The sequence below is a fragment of the Brevibacterium zhoupengii genome (assembly GCF_021117425.1).
In the GTDB taxonomy this organism is placed as follows: domain Bacteria; phylum Actinomycetota; class Actinomycetes; order Actinomycetales; family Brevibacteriaceae; genus Brevibacterium; species Brevibacterium zhoupengii.
Window position 1 is genome coordinate 4,296,185 of the sequence record NZ_CP088298.1, and the last position, 19,380, is coordinate 4,315,564.

Consider the following 19,380-nt stretch of genomic DNA (forward strand, 5'->3'; position numbering starts at 1 on the left):
ACATCTGTACAAAGTTCTCGTACATTAGATAGATGAGCAACGTCGTCCAGCTGCAGTCATTCAAATCGGTCGCGACTACCGGTTCCGTGCGATCAGCGGCACTGCACCTCGGCCTGTCTCCTTCGGCGGTCAGCCACCATATCAAGCTTCTCGAACAGGATACGGGCCTGACACTCTTTCAAAGACAGGGCCGTGGCCTATGTCTGACCGACATTGGTTCTGCCATCATGGGCGAGGTCGACGGCATGCTCGAATCATCAAGCCGACTGCAGCAACGCATCACGGACCTGAAGGACCGTCGCGTCAACCGCCTTTCGATCAGTTACTTCAGCAGCGCTGGAAACCGATGGATGCCGGAACTGGTCCTCTTCCTCGAGCACAAGCATCCACATACCGGCGTCCAGTTGAGCTTGGCAGAAGGTCAGTGGCATGAGTCTCGATCTGATATTCAGATCATCATCACAGAGACCAAAGAACCTGTGTTGCCGCCTCAGGTCAACAGCAGCTTCCTGCTGGAAGATCCGTACGTCGTCGCAGTTCCCGAGGCGCACGAGCTCGCATCTCGCAGTGAGGTAACCCTGGCTGAGCTCGATAGACTTCCTTGGATCGACAACGAACAAGGCGATGGCCCGTGCCGTACGATCCTTTTCGACGCCTGTGCACGGGCCGGGATTCGAGTGCAGTTCAAACATGAGGCGCACACTTTCGTCGCCGCTCTCCACATGGTCAGCCGCGGATTGGGAATCACCCTGCTCCCCCGTCTCGGTATCGATCAGCTCCCGGAAGGTGTGGTCATCGTGCCACTGGCAGCACCTGAGCCGATCCGCTATGTCCACGCCATCAGCGACCCGGGTCATCCGCAGCAGGACGTCATCGATGATGCGATCTCTGCTCTTCATGAACTTGCCAGCGACGACGCAGTGGCACGGTGAAACCGGTACGCGCTGCTAGCGATCAAATACAAGGATCTGGTACGAGAACACACTCATTCGTCGAAGAGTGTGTCGATGACTTCTTGAGCCACGAACCGCGCATGCAATATCGGTCGCCTCGCCGGATCAATCGATGCCGGAGGCACCCACGCGGGACGCCCGTCTTTGAGCATCACTGTCTCCCAATCCGACCTATCCAGAAGATGATGATGGGCAGAACAACTCAACGTCATATTATTGACATCCGTTCGACCTTCTTGCGCCCACTCCACAATATGGTGAGCATCGCACCACCCCGGCGGTGCATCACACCCCGGGAACGTACACCCCTGATCACGAGCCGTCAGAACCGCGATCTGCTTCGCATTCGCGAACCGATTCTCCGTCACGACCTGCATCGTCTTCGCCTTCTCCGAGACGAGTTCGAAGAACACCGCCCCGTTCAAACCGTTACGAGCCAGTTCACTCATCGGGACCGGATTCTCAGTCCCCGTCGTCCCAGCCCCGGTCCTGTTTGCAAGATCTTCAGCCTTCGCCGTGACCACTAACGCGTATTGCGCGCCCTGGCCGGTGCGTGTCATATCGATCCTGGCGATCAACGTCGCGAAGCGTTCGTAAATCCACTCCTGAGCCGACAGCCTCTGCCCGGTCATATCAACAAGAGTGCCGTCTTCGAGAACACCGGACTCGTTCACATCCGCTGTGCTGCTGTTGTTGCTGGTGTTGTTGCTGTCATTGTTGTTGGCGATTTTGGTTCGTGCTGTCAGTAACCCGTTGAGGACACCACCCGTAACAGGATCGAGGAGGCCAGCGAGTTCCCAGTCACCATTGTCTCGGGCATGCATCGTAACCGTGTACATGGACCGGTCCGTGGCATCAACGGGTTCTTGCCCATCAGGATCAATATGAGCCAAGATCCGAGCAAAGATCGCCCGCAGGTCATGGACCCGCACACGTGGTGCCTTCTCCACGAGTGTCGTTTCGGCATAGTCACGATTGGCCTGACTGACCCAGGTGGGCAGTTTCTTCAACAAGTCCTTGATGACTCTGGCCTGATCGGCAGAGAGACTGCCTTCGTTGAAGGCATCAGCGACCGTGGGAAACAGTGGTGCTTGTGGCTGCCCGGTCAAAGTCACTCGTCCGCCCAGGGTCTTGGCCATGTCGGTGCGCCGGTTGGCTTCGCGGCTGGTGATGTTCAACCTGTCTTGGATGAGTGCCTTCGTGGTTTTAGCACCATAATCCGTCGGTGTGCCCACTCGTTCACACACGGCAAGTGCCAGGGTCGACAGGGCTTCGTTGACGCGGCCCAGGGCCTCGAGTCCGTCGATGAGCCTGATCGCATCATCGGGACCCATCAGCCGGTCAAAGGTCCGCAGCCCGTCCTTGAGCCCGCTGAGCGCGGTGAGGCTATTCGTGACTTCGGGCGCGAAACGGGAGAGATCAGTCCATTCCTCGCTCGAGAGCAGAGGATGCGGGCTGGAGGTGGTGGGACCCGGGAATGAGGAATCCGAGGCCTCATCGCAGGACTCGCCAGCTGGAGTCTTAGTGGCCGCGGCCTCTGCAGCACCAGCGTCCGGCTCACCTGGTTCGCCCTCAGTGTTCGGCTCATCTGGTTCGCTTTGAGTGTTCGGCTCGTCTGGGTTGCCGGTGGGTACGACTGGGAGGGATTCGAATTTCTTCGCCAGGGGGTGGCCGGTGAGGTCGAAGTCGGAGTCTTTGAGCTGGTCAAACAGCGACTGCTGTCCCACTTCCGAAGACGAAGCATCGGCCGCGTCTTCTCCCGCCATGGCATCACCGGGACCGGGGCGTGGGTCACGCTCTTCCGGGTTTCCTGGGGTGCGGTCGGGGGTGAGAGTCATGGTACTGAAGTCCATTCGCCAACATCGTCGTTGCTCTTCACTCAATTATACGCCCAGTTCGCTTGTTTTGACCCCCTAGTTTCGATTTTTGTTAGTAACTTCTTTCATCATCGTATTAATTGGTGGCTGAAATACCGAATGAAACTCGCAACTCCGCAGGTCAGCGAGGAGAACGACAATCGATCCCCGACGACAGGAAGATCGCCGGAAAATCCGTCACGCACAAACGCTGAGCGCAAAACAGAGCCGCGACACTGTGTGCTCACAATGCCGCGGCTCCCTACGCCACACGTCAATCGCCACACGTCAATCGCCAACGGCGATAGCGATGGCGATGGCGATGGCCACGTCGCCCACGACGATGGCCGCCCCAGACCCAACCCGTCAGATCGCGCTGAGCATCTTCCCGGGGTTGAGGATCCCCTGGGGATCCAGGGCATTCTTCACAGCGATCTGGATCCGCTTCGAACCCTCGTCGAGCTCGTTGTTCAGCCAATCGCGCTTGAGGAAGCCGACTCCATGCTCACCCGTGATCGTGCCACCCAGCTGGAGGCCGATGCGCATGATCTCGCCGAAAATCTCCTGCGCCCGCGCGGTCTGCTCCACATCGCCGGCATCAAAGAACACAGACGGGTGCGTATTGCCATCGCCGGCATGGGCCACCAGGGCGATCATCAGCCCCGAGGATTCCTGCAGCTCCTTCAACCGGTCGCAGAATTCGGGCATCGCTGTACGAGGCAGGCACACATCGTCGAGCAGCTGCCCTCCCCCATGACCGTTGGCGAACTTCTCGTAAGCGGGCTGGATCATCCGTCGGGCAGCGATGAGCGCGGCCGAGTCGGTTGGATCGTCGGAGTACGCGACGTCGAGTGCACCGCAGGCTTCGGCCACCTCGGCGAATTGGGCCATGACTGCCTGCGAATCCGCAGGATTCTGGTCCACCTGCATGATGAGCATCGAGCCCGCGTCGCCGTCGAGGCCGAAGTCGCCGAAGTCGTTGAGCATCTTCAGGCTGGAGGAATCGAGGAATTCCATCAGGCTCGGCACTCCGCCTGCACCCATGAAGTCCGCGACCGTCTGGAGGCCGGAGCGCTCGTCTGGGAAGGTCGCGACCGCGGTGAACGGGTCGGGCAGCTTCGGGATCAGGCGCAGGGTCGCCTCGACGACGATGCCCAGCGTGCCTTCGGAGCCGACGAACAGGTGGCGCATGTCGAGCCCAGCCACACCCTTCGCTGTCTGCGGGCCCAGCTTCGTCAGGGTTCCATCGGCCAGAACAACGGTGAGACTCCGAACATAGTCCCTGGTCACACCGTATTTTACGCAGCACAGGCCGCCCGCGTTGGTGGCGATGTTGCCGCCGATCGACGACAGCGCGACCGACCCCGGATCGGGCGGGTAGGACAGGCCGAAGGGTGCGAGATGGTCCTTGAGGTCCTGGTTGATGATTCCCGGCTGGACGGTGACGAGTCGTTCGGCCTCGTTGACGGACACGACGTCCTTCATACGCGAGACATTGAGCAGAATCGCCCCAGGTGAGCCGTTCGCCCCACCCGAGATCCCCGAACGTGCACCCTGCGGGACGACGGGGACTCCATGCTCACTGGCGAAGCGCATGACTTCCTGAACGTCGGCCGCCGAGGTGGCCCTGACCAGAGCGATCGCCCCTTCGTGAGGGCAGAACAGAGCCTCATCACGGGCGTGGGCCTCGATGACGTCGGGATCCGTCGTCAGCGCCCCTTCGCCCAGCCGCGCCGCCAACGCTTCGAGTTCGGCCGGTCCCACACTGGTCTGGTTCTGTACTGTCATGACATCCTTCCGAACGGAACTGCCGGGGTGGTCACGACCGCCTCGGCGACTGTCTGCTTGTGACGATCGGGCCCGATCAGCCCCTACTTCGTCATCTCCGGATTCACCTTATCCGGCGCGGGAGCGGCCTTGAGGATGAGGGTGACGATTCCGGCGGCGACCATGGCGGCGCCGACGACCCACATGCCTGCATTCTGGGTTCCGGTGAGCTCGGCGAGTCCGCCGGTGATGTAGGGGGCGAAGAATCCCGCGGAGTTGCCCAGCGAATTGATCAACGCGAGACCTGCGGCGGCTCCGGCACCGGCGAGGAAGGTCTGCGGCAGGGGCCAGAAGGTCGGAAGTGCGGCACAGATGGCCATGCAGGTGATGGTCACGGCGATCATCGTGGTGAACGGCGAGCTCAGGTACAGGGCGATCGGGATGGTGACACCGCCGACGAAGAGCGGAACCGCGACGTGCCAGACGCGCTCATTGGTCCTGTCCCCGTGACGGGACCAGAAGTACATGGCGAAGGCGCCGAATACATAGGGAATAGCCGTGATGAAGCCGATTTCGACGATCGAGTATTCGACGCCGAAGGTCTCCTGGAAGCCGGCGATGATGGTCGGCAGGAAGAAGCTCATCGCGTAGAGGCCGTAGACCATGCCGAAGTAGACGAAGGACAGCGCCCATACACGTGGCTGGAGCAGGGAGCGCCGGACCGGGTAGTGGAAGGTCTCGGACTTGCCCTTCTCCTCGGCGTCCATCTTCGACTGCAGCCAGTTCCTCTCCTCAGCCGAAAGCCATTTGGCATCGCGGGGGTGATCGGTGAGGTAGAAGATGCACATGATGCCGAGCAGGACCGCGGGCACGCCCTCGACGATGAACATGAAGCGCCAACCGGCGAAGTTCTCGAAGATCGAATTGCCGCTCGAGATCAGCCACGAGGACAGCGGGGAGCCGATGACGCTGGACATCGGGATCGCGAGCATGAACAGAGCGGTGGCCCGTGCACGCATCGAGGAGGGGAACCAGTAGGTGAGGTAGAGGATGACGCCCGGGAAGAATCCCGCCTCGGCGACACCGAGGAGGAAACGCAGGAAGTAGAGCCATCCGTGGCTGGGCACGAACGCCATCGCCGCTGCCACGAGGCCCCAGCTGATGAGAATCCTCGCGAGCCAGATCCGAGCGCCGAACTTGTGCAGTGCGAGGTTCGAGGGCACCTCGAGGAGGAGGTAGCCGAAGAAGAAGATACCGGCCGCGAACCCGAACTGGGTCGCGGTCATCGCGAGGTCTTCGTTCATTCCGCCCGGGCCCGCGATGCCGAGATTAGTGCGGTCGAGGTAGTTGATGAAGTACATCGCGATGATGAACGGAATCAACCGCACCGTGACCTTTCTCAGGGTCCGTTTCTCCATCGCAGAATCACTCGGCGGTTGCTGGCTCACAGGTGGGTTCACCTCGGATGACATGTGATCTCCCTCGATCAGGCTGAAGCCGCGGTGACGGCTCTCGGCACACTACTGACACACAGTACGTCAGCTTTTGATCAGGTTCCTAGAGATCGGCCCCAAAGTACCGAATACCGGGACGCAGCCTCGTCAAAAGGCAATCCAGGGACCACCCTCGCCGAGGTGGGGGCCGGGGTGAGTGCGCAGTCGTCACGACTGCGGGACCTAGGATTGACCCAGAACCCCCGAGGAGGACACCATGCAGCCGATGACCGAGCTCGACGCCGACTCCCTGCGCGAGTACTACCGGAAATTCGCCCAACTCGAGGCGACCGGCTCCTCTCCCACCTACGCCGCCTGGGCCACGGGCGTAGCCGAGGACGACGAGATCATCACGCTGCTCCTCGATCTGCCTAAGCCGAAGCGTCAGGCCAACCTGCTCTTCGCAGCTGCCCGGCACCTCGGCGCCGGTGAGGGTGACTACCCAACCTTGCGAACCTGGCTGCTCGAGCACTGGGAGCTGACGCGGGACCTCATGCTTGCTCGGTCGACGCAGACGAACGAGGCCGGCAGGTGTGCGGTGCTGCTGCCGGCGCTGGCCCGTATCGAGGGACCGATCTCGCTCATCGAGGTCGGCGCCTCGGCTGGCCTGTGCCTGTATCCCGATCGCTACAGTTACACGTACACCACAGAGTCAGGGCCGCGGGCCCTTCACCCCGAGGATGGCCCGAGCACTGTCGAACTCGCCTGTGAAATGACGAATGCAACGCCGCCCGAGCGGATCCCCGACGTCGCGTGGCGAGCCGGAATCGACCTCAATCCCATCGACATCGCCGACGATGACCAGCAGGAATGGCTACGCTCCCTGGTCTGGCCGGAGCACGGACTGCGCCGGGATCGTTTGAGTGCCGCGGCCGCCCTCGTGTCCGCTGACCCGCCGAGGCTGGTGCCGGGCGATCTGCTCGAGACCGTCGAATCCGTGCTGGCCGAGGCTCCCGCGCAGACGCAGAAAGTCGTATTCCACAGCGCAGTTCTCGCTTATGTCGAACCGGCCGAACGCGAAGGTTTCGCCGCTCTCATGCGATCGCGTGATGATGTCGTGTGGATCAGCAATGAGGGAGGCAGAGTGCTGCCCGATATCGGAGCTCAGCTTGACCGCGAACCGGACGGACGATTCGTGCTCGCTGTCAGCGGAGAGGCGATTGCGCTGACCGGGCCGCACGGGCAGAGCTTCGAGGGTCTGAGATGACGAAGCTGTCCGTCAGACAATCGAAGAGCTGGCCGTATACAGCTTGCACATCCGCAGTGAGAACACCGCGCTGACGAGCTCTGCCACGCACAGCGGATCCTTCAACGAGCGTCCCGTAAGTTCGTGCACACGGCGGAGTCGATAGCGGACAGTGTTGGAGTGGCAGTACAGCTGTTCAGCGGCGCGCTCGGCCGACCCCTCATTGTCGAAGTAGGCAACGAGCGTGTCGAGCATCATCGACCGATCCGCTGCCGGCAATTCCAAGACCCCACTGAGCACCTCATAGGCCAGCCGGCGCCCCTCATTCGGCTCACATGCGAGGAGCGCAGCCAAAGGACTCGAATTGAACTCACGCACCTCTGTCTGACCTGGTCGCACCGTCGACAGAGCTGTACGAGCCAGCTGCAGGGCACGCGGTGTTTCAGCCAACGACCTGTATGGCGGGCTCACTCCTGCACGTACCGCAATGCCAGTGAGAACACCCAAGGCAGCTTCGTGCTGCTCGGAGTGCAGTGACACAACCCCGAGCTGCAGCGTCGGCGTCAGCTGCCAGCCAGAGACAATGCCCTGGTCCGCAAAGGTCCGCTCCAGGTTGGCCAGATCTCTGCTTGCTGAGTTGCGGTTGTCGACCGCGACCACAATGAGATCCGCGTCCGGGGCCAGTCCGAGCAATGTCGCCATCTCCCAGGAGCTGCAATCTGGACTCGGCCGTCCTGCGAGCAGTGACTCAACCAGCGCCGAGCGTCGGCGCCCCTCCTCGGCGAGTAGCTCAGCCGATGCCGCCCGATACGATTCAGTCAATGCCGATGCGTGCGCGTCCGCGACTGACCACAGCCAAGTCGCCACCGCGAAGATGGCTTCTGGGGCTTCACAATCGCCGCCTGGCCTCGCCGCCTCGACCAGCGCGTCCCAGAGAACGCCGAAGCTGAAATGGTTCGCCTGCAGAATTTCGGCCAGAGGGATCCCCTGCTGGGCCCGACGCCTGCCCGTCTCATGTGGCGCTGTCAGCTGCAGCGTGTCCTGACGTTGGTTGATCGCGTTGACCGCGGCCCTCAGATTGCCCTCGATCGACCGGCGAACCTCGGCCCGAAGATGCGGCTCTGCGCGCTCGTAGAGTGGAATTCTCTCGACAATCCTGTCAAAAGCGTCTGTGACTATGCGCGGCATCTGAGCCTCGGCCCAGGTCACGAGCTGGTTGGCATCGGAGGACGTCAGCGCGCCCGTGGGCCGACTCATCTCTGAAAGGTGCAACCCTGTACCCATCCTCAACCTCGCGTCCAACCGATGTGTACCGATAGTACAAGTTTCAAGCTATTCATGCACGCATGCCCCCTTGCTGCCGTCACATTCGATCCAAGGACAATTCACCTTGATTTGTACTTTAGAAGCGCAGTTATCCGTGTACGAACTTTCCGCGGCTCAGAGAACACAGGAAGGACTGCGACGAAAAAACTCGCACCATGTGGATACATCACTGAAAAAATCAATCATGACGCAGACCTTCAGATTTTCTGCCGGTCTACGGCAATTGTTACACATCACAACCAGGCTTGTTCTTCTCGTCAAAGTCTAATGGAACTCTCAAAATCTCTGGACACGTCCTGAGCGTTTCGGAAGTATGTCCTGTGGGTAACGCTCGTTGGTGCATATGCCGACATCTGAGGGAGCGGTCCATACAACGAGCGGTACTTTGGAGGTAAATTCGTGTCTCACCACGTGCAATCACGTCCCCACGGTGGTCATCGAAAGAGAAAACTGGTTCTCAGGCGTATTCTGCCTGGCGTGGCCGTCGGAGTCGCGGGAACATTGTTGGCTTCGACTGCGGTATCGGCACAGGGCGTCAATGCCGATGAGCCGACGGAAGCCGGAGCCAGTGTCGCAGGCATGACTCTGGACTCGAAAGAACTTGTCGCACTGGGCAAGTCCAAGGCCGCTTCCAAATCGGATCCGGGTCCGAACCGCGAAGCTTTCAATGGCGCCATCGGCGGAGACGAGGTCGTCGATTTCGGTGCAGGCTACGAGATCCCGCTCGATGATTTTCTCAGCTTCGGTGAAGCAGGTGCCATCCACAGCGAATCCACCGCTGCCGATTCCAAGAACGGCAAGGCCGTCACCGGAATCGTCGGCGCCGATGGCGGGCTCACACTCGACGGCAAAGACAGCGACTTCGGCACCGCAAGCGTCGACCTCCTGTCGCTGGTCGATGCCACCGGAAAGTCTGATGTCACCGACGGACTCATCGACCAGGCAGACCTGAACTTCGGTCTCGGCGGTGCCTGGGTCGAAGCAGTGGACGGCGAACTTCAGGATCCAGATGGTGTGGGCGGATACGGCCAATACCGCGTCGGTGACGCAAAGCTCAATCTCCACTCCCCAGCCATTGAAGATGCCGGCGACGGCGTGTCGGACGCTGCAGGTCAGATGGAAGACGAAGTGGCTGACAAGGTCAACGACGCACTCGGACTCGGCAAAGCCCTCCCAGGAATGAAAGTCGACACGACCGTCACCTCCAACATCGAGGATGACGTTCTCGATGCGATCCTGCGTGAACCGATCAAGACCGATGACGGACTCGCCACGATCGACCTTGGAAAAGGCTCGGTGGAGGTCGACCTCGCTCGCCTCGGCGGCAACGACGACGGCGTGACCGATCGCCCGGTCGGAATCAACAACCAGGACCCGAACTCCGAGCTGATCGACGATGAGACATACCCGCTCATCGCCAGCAGCATCCACGACGCCATTGAGAAGGTCATTGACGTCGCAGTGGACACAGCGATCGAATCGCTGCGCAGCGCGGAAGTGAACGTTGATATCACCGCTCTCGATGGAACCACTGCCGGATGGGACATGGACCTCACCGGAAAGGTCAGCAACTACGACTGCAAGCCTTCGGGCGCAACGGGATCGGTGTCCTGCACAACAATCGACACCGTGATGAAATCGATGAAGACCGTCACAGGCCCGATCTATGACAAACTCTCGGACCCATCAGGCCTGCTGTACAAGGCGTTCACCACGATCAAAACCGACATGATGACGGTCCCGATTCGCGCGGCACTTGATCCTTTCCTCGAGCTGCTGGCAAATAACCTCGTGTCGCTGCAGATCAACCACCAGGAGACAACTGAGTGCAAGACTGCGGACGGTGAAAAGGTCGTCAGCGGCGTGGACGTCTCCGCACTGAACCTCGGCGTTGCCGGTGGCAAGTCACGGATGGGCTTCGGCAACGCTGGAGTCCGCACCGATCCTTGCGACGAGTCGGCAGAGACCGTCAAGCCGGGACCGGCCGAGCCGCACAGCGACAGGTCGATGTTCGACCCACGCAACCTGTTCCCTGGCTTGTGACACTCTTGAGAGCCACTGATCGCGATGCCAGCCATCGCAGTCGACAAAGCTGGAGTACACGCGTTCACGAACACAGCGAATGCAGCGAATGCATAACACTCATCGCACGATGAGCACCCGGGTGGTGGCGACACATTTCATGTGCCGCCACCACCCCCATTTGTCCATGAGATACCGCCGGGAAAGACGAGCTGAGCAACCTTGAGCAGACATGCCTTCACGAACAGACGTCTGCTGCAGATCATGGCAGGAGGACTATGCCTCATCCTCTTCGTCACGGCGTGCACTCGAGGTGACGCCTCACCCAAAGAAGCGAAAACTTCGGATTCCTCGGCAGTTGCCTCCAGCAGCTGCAAGGAGCCCGCGCAGAAGGTCTCGCAGACCCTATCCAGCGGAGCAACCTGGACGATGTGCTGGGGCGTCCATCCCGATTTCGGTCTCACTCTTTCCGAAGTCTTCATCGCACCTCCCGGCAAGCCCCCGATCAGAATCATCGATTCTGCCTCCATCGCTCAGCTGGAAGTCCCGTACGACACAGGAAAGCGCAACACATCGGATATCACCGCCGCCGGCTTCGGCGGCCGCAAGATGAAGACACTGAAGGCCGATGCTTGTGCGGGTGACCTGAACTCGATGGAGATCCCGAAGATCGGCGACGGCAAGTACGGGGAAAGCGAGACACGCAATGTTCTGTGCACCGAGGTCATCGACGACGGACTCGCCTATCATTCGAGTGATCTCGTAGCTCCAGCCTCCGAACGTAAGAACGCTCTGCGTCTGTCGACGGTTTCGCGGGTTGGTTGGTACGAGTATGTCTCTCAGTACACATTCGGCTCTGATGGATCCATCGATGTGCAGCTCGGGGCAACCGGTGACCTCTCGCCTGCCGACTACACGGACAAGGATCACGGCTGGGACGTCGGAGACGGTGAACATGCGGCAAGTCATTCGCATAACGCCGTTTGGAAAGTCCGTTGGGGTCTCGGAGGCGAAGGCGGCATGAAGGCGCAGCAGTTCGACGCCACTCCGACGGGCGAATCCGGACCGGAGTCACCGATCATGACCGGAAAGCTCAAGGATATCGAGCACCCGGCTCTCGCACGATGGAAGGACCGCCGTTGGTGGCGAGTCCTCAACCCCAATGCACTCAACGACGACGGCCATCCCATCTCCTACGAGATCGATACCGGAAAGTCTGACTCGTTCGAGTTCGTCGATGATGTCGAACATGCCCACTCCCATGAGGAAGAGCCCGGGTACGACGTCGGCTTCACGAACTTCAACGAATGCGAACAGTATGCGACGAACAATCGAGGCGATTGCGGCCGCGGGGTCCCCGAGTTCGTCGATGACGGCAAAGGTCAGAAGCTCGACGACGTCGTGTCATGGGTCGCTGTCGGATTCCATCATGTCCCACGTGATGAAGAGCAGTCGCCCATGGAGATGCACTGGCAGGGATTCAAACTGCTCCCTCGTGATCTCACCGCTCAACGATTCGACATTCCCGAAGGGCACGAAGAAGTGAATGGTGTTCCCGACTCCGAATGGAATCAGGAACCGACGAATTGATTATCTACTGTTTAGTAGCAAATGAAGAATGTGACCCTTCGGAGGCATGGTGAATTGGCCGGGGAAATCGTCTTGAGGAACGAGATTAGTATTGCGCGGAAATTACGTTACAAGGTAGGCTGATTTTGCTGACTTAGCATATTAGCTACTTGGCAATCGCATGAAAGTACCTCAGCGCGGAAATGCGATAACTCCTGAGTGCACGCAGCTTCCCGTGCGCTCAGGAGTCTTAATATTTATTGACTACATCCGATTTACACTAATGATGTCGCGTGGCAATCGCCTGTGATGCTTCCCAATGTGCCCGAGATCGGCAGCCGGGGTTTCCGTCGACCCCGAGGGACGATTCGGCATCGCCGTCGACGATGAGGCGATCGCGCTGAACGGACCGCACGGCCAGAGCTACGAAGGACTCTGACCGCCGAGGCGGGCACGCATTCTGGCACTGGCCTCGTTGAGTCCGACGATCTCGACGTGCTTGCCGTAGTGCTCATACTTATCGGTCACGGAGTCCAAGGCTGCGATCGTCGAGGCGTCCCAGAGGTGGGACTGGTGCATGTCGATGATGACGTGCTCGGGATCTTCGGCGTAGTCGAACATCGTGTACAGGTCGTTGGAGGAGGCGAAGAACAGCTCGCCGTCAACGGTGTAACGGGCGCTCAGTTTCCCCTCCGAGTCGACGATTTCGCGGTTGACGCTGACGAAGTGTGCCACACGATTGGCGAAGGCGACCATCGCCACGAGCACGCCGAGGATCACCCCGATCGCCAGGTTGTTCGTCCAGACGGTCGCGATGACGGTGACCAGCATGACCGTGGTCTCCGACTTCGGCATCCGCTTGAGAGTGCTGGGGCGGATGGAGTGCCAGTCGAAGGTTGCCCAGCAGACGAATATCATGACGGCGACCAGCGCGGCCATGGGGATCAGCGCGACGATGTCGCCGAGGACGACGACGAGGATGAGCAGGAAGACTCCGGCACAGAACGTCGAGAGCCGCGTCCGAGCTCCCGAGGCCTTCACGTTGATCATGGTCTGGCCGATCATCGCGCAGCCGCCCATGCCGCCGAAGAAGCCGGTGACGATATTGGCCACACCCTGTGCCCAGGACTCACGGGTTTTGTTCGAACGGGTGTCGGTGACATCGTCGACGAGTTTGGCCGTCATCAGGGATTCGAGCAGGCCGACGAGGGCCATCGCCAGCGCGTACGGGGCGATGATCTGCAGAGTCTCGAAGGTCAGCGGCACGTGCGGAATGAGGAGGCTGGGCAAAGACTCGGGCAGCTCGCCTTTGCCCCCGACATTCGGCACATCCCAGGCGAAGGTCACGACGAGGAGAGTCAGGACGACGATGGCGACCAGTGGTGCGGGCACGATGGAGGTGAAGCGCGGGAGGACGAAGACGATGATGAGACCGAGCAGGCACAGCGGGTAGACCAGCCACGGAACGCCGATGAGTTCGGGCACCTGGGCCATGAAGATGAGAATGGCCAGGGCGTTGACGAATCCCACCATGACCTGGCGCGGAATGAAACGCATCAGGCGTGCCACGCCGACCAGCGCCAGGATCACCTGGATCACGCCGGCCAGGATGACGGTGGCCATGAAGTAGTCGGTGCCATGCGAGGCCACCAGTGGTGCGATCACGAGTGCCACTGCGCCGGTCGCCGCGGAGATCATGGCAGGGCGTCCGCCGAGGATCGCCACGGTCACTGCCATCGTGAATGACGCGAAGAGCCCGACGCGCGGATCCACTCCGGCGATGACGGAGAAGGCGATCGCCTCCGGAATGAGCGCCAGTCCGACGACGAGTCCGCCGAGGATCTCGGTCTTGAGCCACCCGGGTCGCTTCAGCGTCCGAAGCACACTTTGGCGCTCTTCCGGCGTCGCGGAGTGCTGTGCACTGTCTGGGGGCAGAGTGGTGGACACAGGATTCTCCTACGAACAGGGAGGAATGGGAGACGATGCAGGGAGTGTGAATCGTCGGCTGCGAACTGTCGGCTGCAGGCCGTCACGAACCTTCACGAAACGTCAGAGTTCGAGCTCAACCTTAACGTTGCGTTAAGGTTGGTGCAAACCGGTCCGTGTGGTGGTTGCTGCGCGGCAATAGCCGCACGGTGGAACCAGAGCGATACCGCAGCCAGGCGGCAGAAAGGCGTGACGAAATCACAGGCGACGAGAGGGCTCGAGGGATGCACATCGGCGAGATGACCGAGAAGTCGGGACTGTCTTCACGAACGCTGCGCCACTATGAAGACATCGGCCTCATCCCCGCCACGGGTAGAACCGAGGGCGGTTTCCGCGTCTACACCGACGAGGACTTCCGACGCCTGATGACGATTCGCCGCATGAAGGCTCTCAGCTATTCCACCGCCGAGATGGGCGAACTGCTGGCTCATCTCGACATCCTGGAAGGCGACTTCCCCGACGAGGAGCGGAAGGAGGCTCGGCGCACTCTGCTGGCACTGCTCGACGATGCCGATGCCAGACGGGAGAAACTCGCCCGCCAGGTCGAGCGCGCCGACGAGTTCCTCGGCATCCTCCGCGATCGCCTCGGCTGAGGTGCGACGGTCAGCCGAGCACCTCGGCACTCGCTGACCAAACATGCAGGAGTCGCGCACAAATGCGCACCCTGGGCATTTGCGGCCAGCGGTCGCGAATCCTGCGCCAACGTACTCGCCCAGCTCCAACATACTCGCCCAGCCCAGCAGGCTTCACGCCCACCCGACGACCAGCCGGGCCGCCTCGGCGGGGATCATCGGGTCCACACTCGTCAGGTCGGCGAAGCGGCGCAGGCGGTTGGCCACGGTATTGCGATGGCAGAACAGCTCGGCGGCACTCTCCCCGATGCTGCCCGAGCGCAGATAGGTGTGCACCGCCTCGACGAGTCGTTCGCGCTCGGCCGCGCCGCAGACGGCGAGCGCTCGTTCGACGTCGGTGACGATGGAGTTCCCGGCGGCGTTCAGTGCCTGCGCGGCCAGTCTGGCCCAGCCGCGTTCCCAGGTCATCGCCCCCACCTCATCAGTGGTGAGCAGCTGCGCCAGATCCCGTGCGGTCAGCGCTGACCTGCGCAGGGATCCGATTCCAGGCGCCTTGACCAAACCCACCCGCGCTTCGGCGAGGCGGTGTTCCGTCGCCTGCAATCGTGAACCCGAGAGCTCCGGCGAGCGAGTGAAGGCAATGAGCACATCGCCGAGGTGGTGCGTGAACATGGTCCCACCTGCGCGCTCATGTTCGGAGATGAGCACTCGCAGCGCCGAGGTGTCCTCACCGCGCGCGGCCACGACGAGCAGTGGGCTTTCCGGGTCGAGGCCCAGCGCCGAGGCGATCGTGGACAGTCGTTCGTCCGTGGGGTTGTGATCGTCGAACAGCCCCGCAATGAGTCCCTGCCGAACCGAAGACTCCTCTTCCCGCATCCGCTGCTGCTCTGCCGCGTAGGCCTGCTGGACCTGGGAGACGTATTCGTCGACCGTGGAGAGCACGATCCCGGTGTGTCGGATGACGAGTTCAGCGTCATCCTGCGTCGCAACCCGGGTCAGAGCCTCCCACAGGACGTTGAAGTCGTGCCGGATCGCCGTCATCAGGGCCTCCAGCGGAATTCCTGCGCGGGCGCGGGAGACCCCTACCTCCGTGGACACCGCCACCGGACCGTCGAAGCCGCCGGCGCGCAGCCCCTCGACGAGCGACTGGAATGAGATGAGCCCCGTCCGCTTCAGTTCCGAGACCGGAATCGGGGCTGGATCGTAGCCGGGGACCCTGACGACTCGGAACATGAACCGGTCGGTGAGCTCCTCAAGATCCAGGGCGTCGAGGAGCTCGATCCAGCGCCGCCGGTCACCCGGCAGGGGCTGATCTTTGAGCTGTCTCTCGTGATGTGGAGGCATCGTCCTAGACTATGTGCAGATGCACAATCAGCGACAGAGATCCCGGGGCAAAAGATGCTCGAAATCGTGCGATCCCACTCTGTAGTGTTCTAAGTTACAGGTTGAATGCCCTCTCGGCAGATTGCCCTGCCGACCCAGCCCTGACCTCGATGGAGAGACACATGAGCCACAACGACCCCACAGCTGCCGCGGAGTACTCCGCAACGCATGAACTCAGCATCAAGGATGCCAATAAGGTCGCGCTCGGAGCCCTCCTGGGCACCGCGCTCGAATGGTATGACTTCTTCCTCTTCAGTGCCGCTGCGGCCCTCGTCTTCAACGTGCAGTACTTCACGAGCGAGAATGCGACCGCTGCTGCGCTGGCGTCCTTCGCCACCTTCGGCGTCGGTCTCGCCGCACGCCCCATCGGCGGTCTCATCTTCGGCCGCATCGGCGACAAGCTCGGTCGCCGTCGGGTCCTCATGGTCACGATCGTCGGCATCGGCATCGTCACCGGCCTCATCGGTGCCCTGCCGACCTACGCCGCCATCGGCTTCGCAGCCCCGGTGCTGCTCGTGCTTCTGCGCATCCTGCAGGGCCTGTTCGTCGGTGGCGAATGGTCGGGCGCCATGACCCTCGTCGTCGAGAACGCCCCACTTCACCTGCGCGCACGCTACGCCGCGATTCCGCAGATCGGCTCGCCCATCGGCACGATCCTGTCCTCCGGCGGCTTCTTCGTCATGACACTGCTGCTGTCTCAGGACAGCTTCAACTCCTGGGGCTGGCGCATCCCGTTCCTCGTCGCGATCCCGCTCCTCCTCGTCGCCGTCTACATCCGCAGCCGCCTCGAGGAGTCACCGGTCTTCCGTCAGCTCGAGGAGGCCGATGAACTCGAGAAGAGCCCCGTGCGCACCACCTTCCGCGACAGCTGGAAGCAGATCATCGTCGGCATGGCCGCGGCCCTCCTCGGCGTCGGCGGCTTCTACCTCGTGACCGCGTTCTGCGTCTGGTACGGCGTCAACGTCCTCGGCTACGACGATTCGCTCCTGCTGCTGGGCAGCATGGTCGCCGCCGCTGTCGAGATCTTCTGCCTCATCTGGGGCGGGGCTCTCGGAACGAAGTACGGAGCCAGCAAGGTCATCCTCTGGGGTGGAATCGCCTCGGCGGTGGTCTCTGTTCCTGCCTTCATCATGTTCGCTTCAGGCAACCCGGTCCTCGTCGTCATCGCGATGACCCTGGCCGTCGGCACACTGTCGCTGCCCTACGCCGCATCGGGCACCGTGATGACCGGCCTGTTCCCCGCCAGCACCCGCTACACCGGTGTCGCCTTGGCGCAGAACGTCGCCGGCATGCTCTCGGGCTTCATTCCGCTGCTTGCCACCGGGTTCGTCGCCTCGGCGGCCAATCATTGGTGGCCGGCCGCTGCGATGCTCGCCTTCCTGTCCCTGTTCACGGCCTTCGCCGGAGCCATTGCGCCGCGTCTGAGCGTCGACCTGCCCGGCTTCAAGCACTGAGCAACGCTCGCCGCGGGTGGTCGGCCGTAGGCACGGCCGACCACCCGCGCCAGCGTCACCTCACCCACCCGCACGAACACCACCAGCACCCGCACCCACCTTCGTGAAAGGACCCACGCGCATGTCCCGCTCGGCCGGTCACCACATCGTCAACACCCTGGAGAACGCCGGAATCGAGCGGGTCTACGCCGTTCCCGGTGAGTCCTACCTCGACGTCCTCGACGGGCTCTTTGACTCTTCGATCGAGACCGTCGTGTGCCGCCAGGAGGGCGGTGCCGGGTTCATGGCGCTGTCCGAATCGCGGCTGACCGGCCGCCCCGGAATCGCCATGGTCACCCGTGGCCCGGGAGCTGCGAACGCGATGATCTCCGTGCACACCGCCTACCAGGACGCCACCGCGCTCGTCCTCTTCGTCGGACTCGTGCCCATCGCCGATCGTGCTCGGGAGTCCTTCCAGGAGTTCAGCCTGGCCGAATGGTTCTCCTCGACGGCGAAGAAGGTCATCATCGTCGATGATAAGGATCGCGCCGGTGAGCTCACCGCCGAAGCCCTGCGCATCGCGGCCTCCGGTCGCCCCGGACCCGTGGTGGTGGGCCTGCCCGAGGACGTCCTCGTACGCATGACCGAGGCACCGGACACGAAGCCTGCACCGATTGCCGAACCGCAGCCCTCGGCCGCGGACCTTGAGTCGCTGACCACGCGCATCGCCGCAGCCGCGAAGCCTGCCTTCGTCTTCGGTGGGGACGGCTGGCACGAGGGCCACGGGCAGGACCTGCTCAACCTGGCCGCCTCGGCGGGGATTCCGGTCTTCTGCGATTGGCGCGCCTACGATGCCGTTCCCCACACCGGTCCCGCCTGGGCCGGTTGGTTGGGCTATGGCCGCGCCGAGGTGGTGGCTGCTGGTTACGGCGACGCCGACCTGCTCGTGTTCGTCGGTGCCACCCGGTCCGACGTCGCCAGCGATGGCTACTCGCGCGGTTTCGACGCAGAGACCGTCGTTGTCGGCCTTGACCCGGAGGCAACGCAGCACGCCGGGCGCATCGACCAGCAGATCCTGGCCTCACCGCGCAGCTTCGTCACTGCGCTGACCTCGATCGATGCCTCTGCTCTGCGCAATGAACGCACAGATGCGTGGATGACCTCTTGTTCCGATGTGCAGTCAAAGGTCGCCGCACACCGTCCCGACGCCGAGGTGGCCGGGGCCGTCCCTCGCACCGGCGTCGATCTCGGGGTGGCGTTCGGAATCCTCGACGACCGCCTCGGCGGGGAAGCCGTCCTGACGTACGGGGCAGGCAATGCCACGATCTGGGGTCACCGCTTCATCCGACACCGTCAGCCCGCGAGCCTCGTCGGCGCCCGCAATGGTGCGATGGGTCTGGCCGTTCCCGGTGCGGTCGCAGCCTCGCTCGTCTTCCCGGAGCGTCGGGCTGTTGCGGTCTGCGGTGACGGGGACTTCCTCATGAACGGCCAGGAGCTGGCGACGGCCTTTGCCCATGGGGCGAGTCCGCTGATCATCGTCGTCGACAACGGTGTATACGGCACGATCGTCGCGCACCAGGTCAACCACTATCCCGGCCGTCCTTCGGGCACCCGGATGGTCAATCCCGACTTCGCGACCTGGATGTCCTCGTTCGGCGGGCACGGCGAACGCGTCGAGCGGACCGAGGACTTCGAGGCTGCCCTCGACAGGGCTCTGGCCGCTGATGGTCCAGCGCTCGTCCATGTCCTCATCGATTCCGAGCTCATGCCCCCGTCCGCCGACGAGATCTCGGCCTGACGAAACCTCGAACACCCACGACCATCCCCAGACCTT

13 protein-coding genes are annotated in these 19,380 nt (G+C 62.1%); 7 read left to right on the plus strand and 6 right to left on the minus strand.

Annotated features, from left to right (window positions below):
• Positions 1-32: 32 nt before the first annotated feature.
• Positions 33-932 (plus strand): LysR family transcriptional regulator, encoded by a 900-nt coding sequence (locus tag LQ788_RS19345; RefSeq protein WP_231443867.1) that lies wholly within the window; start codon positions 33-35, stop codon positions 930-932.
• Between the two features lie 53 nt (positions 933-985).
• Here LQ788_RS19345 and LQ788_RS19350 read toward each other — a convergent pair whose 3' ends face one another.
• The 3 genes from LQ788_RS19350 to LQ788_RS19360 form a co-directional block, all read right to left on the minus strand.
• Positions 986-2,806, minus strand: coding sequence for a DUF222 domain-containing protein (locus LQ788_RS19350; RefSeq protein ID WP_449495034.1), 1,821 nt, complete (start codon positions 2,804-2,806; stop codon positions 986-988).
• 369 nt (positions 2,807-3,175) lie between these two features.
• Positions 3,176-4,597 carry an FAD-binding oxidoreductase gene (locus LQ788_RS19355; protein WP_231443870.1) on the minus strand — a complete coding sequence of 474 codons (1,422 nt, stop codon included), beginning with the start codon at positions 4,595-4,597 and terminating at the stop codon, positions 3,176-3,178.
• Between the two features lie 83 nt (positions 4,598-4,680).
• Positions 4,681-6,048 carry an MFS transporter gene (locus LQ788_RS19360; RefSeq protein WP_231443872.1) on the minus strand — a complete coding sequence of 456 codons (1,368 nt, stop codon included), beginning with the start codon at positions 6,046-6,048 and terminating at the stop codon, positions 4,681-4,683.
• Between the two features lie 238 nt (positions 6,049-6,286).
• Here LQ788_RS19360 and LQ788_RS19365 point away from each other — a divergent pair, with 238 nt between their 5' ends.
• Entirely contained in the window at positions 6,287-7,276 is a 990-nt protein-coding gene (locus tag LQ788_RS19365; protein WP_231443874.1) for a DUF2332 domain-containing protein, read from the plus strand.
• A 12-nt stretch (positions 7,277-7,288) separates the two neighbouring features.
• On the opposite strand, the gene LQ788_RS19370 is transcribed toward LQ788_RS19365, so the two are convergent.
• Positions 7,289-8,512 (minus strand): PucR family transcriptional regulator, encoded by a 1,224-nt coding sequence (locus LQ788_RS19370; RefSeq protein ID WP_231443875.1) that lies wholly within the window; start codon positions 8,510-8,512, stop codon positions 7,289-7,291.
• A 546-nt stretch (positions 8,513-9,058) separates the two neighbouring features.
• Between LQ788_RS19370 and LQ788_RS19375 the strand changes: the two genes are divergently transcribed.
• Complete coding sequence (locus LQ788_RS19375) at positions 9,059-10,624, plus strand: choice-of-anchor G family protein (protein ID WP_231443877.1); 1,566 nt, start codon at positions 9,059-9,061, stop codon at positions 10,622-10,624.
• Between the two features lie 201 nt (positions 10,625-10,825).
• Positions 10,826-12,193: a copper amine oxidase gene (locus tag LQ788_RS19380; RefSeq protein ID WP_231443878.1), complete on the plus strand. Its 1,368-nt coding sequence runs from the start codon at positions 10,826-10,828 to the stop codon at positions 12,191-12,193.
• A gap of 402 nt (positions 12,194-12,595) precedes the next feature.
• Here LQ788_RS19380 and LQ788_RS19385 read toward each other — a convergent pair whose 3' ends face one another.
• Complete coding sequence (locus LQ788_RS19385) at positions 12,596-14,119, minus strand: SulP family inorganic anion transporter (RefSeq protein WP_394801319.1); 1,524 nt, start codon at positions 14,117-14,119, stop codon at positions 12,596-12,598.
• A 263-nt stretch (positions 14,120-14,382) separates the two neighbouring features.
• Between LQ788_RS19385 and LQ788_RS19390 the strand changes: the two genes are divergently transcribed.
• On the plus strand, positions 14,383-14,751 hold the full coding sequence (locus tag LQ788_RS19390) for a MerR family transcriptional regulator (RefSeq protein WP_262908363.1): 369 nt from the start codon (positions 14,383-14,385) through the stop codon (positions 14,749-14,751).
• A gap of 153 nt (positions 14,752-14,904) precedes the next feature.
• Here the strand turns inward: LQ788_RS19390 and LQ788_RS19395 are convergent, their stop codons facing one another.
• Entirely contained in the window at positions 14,905-16,074 is a 1,170-nt protein-coding gene (locus tag LQ788_RS19395) for a PucR family transcriptional regulator (RefSeq protein WP_231443883.1), read from the minus strand.
• Between the two features lie 161 nt (positions 16,075-16,235).
• Here LQ788_RS19395 and LQ788_RS19400 point away from each other — a divergent pair, with 161 nt between their 5' ends.
• On the plus strand, positions 16,236-17,567 hold the full coding sequence (locus tag LQ788_RS19400; RefSeq protein WP_231443885.1) for an MFS transporter: 1,332 nt from the start codon (positions 16,236-16,238) through the stop codon (positions 17,565-17,567).
• Positions 17,568-17,688: 121 nt separating this feature from the next.
• The gene (locus LQ788_RS19405) at positions 17,689-19,344 is read left to right on the plus strand and encodes a thiamine pyrophosphate-dependent enzyme (protein WP_231443886.1); all 1,656 of its coding nucleotides are present in this window, start codon (positions 17,689-17,691) and stop codon (positions 19,342-19,344) included.
• Positions 19,345-19,380 lie beyond the last annotated feature (36 nt).